Source organism: Gilvimarinus sp. 1_MG-2023, assembly GCF_030548285.1.
Genome location: NZ_JAUOSC010001380.1, coordinates 1 through 251, shown reverse-complemented (window position 1 = coordinate 251; position 251 = coordinate 1). Strand labels below are relative to the sequence as shown.

The 251-nt window shown below is 56.2% G+C and carries 1 pseudogene; it reads left to right on the top strand.

Annotated features, from left to right (window positions below):
* Position 1 precedes the first annotated feature (1 nt).
* Positions 2 to 251: pseudogene (locus Q4563_RS21355) on the top strand (polynucleotide adenylyltransferase PcnB); the annotation flags it as partial.

Here is a 251-nt window from a genome sequence, read left to right as displayed (position 1 = left end):
CCTGCGTGTTATCAGCCGTGATGAGCACAATATCAGTCGCAGCCAGATCAGCGACGCGGCTTTAAAGGTCTTGTACCGGCTCCATAATGCCGGCCATGAAGCCTTGCTTGTTGGTGGTGGTGTACGGGACACCTTACTGGGTCTGTCGCCCAAGGATTTTGACGTCTCCACCGACGCCACGCCGGAACAAGTGAACCAGCTGTTCCTTAATTCCCGCCTGATCGGTCGCCGATTCAAGCTGGTGCATGTGG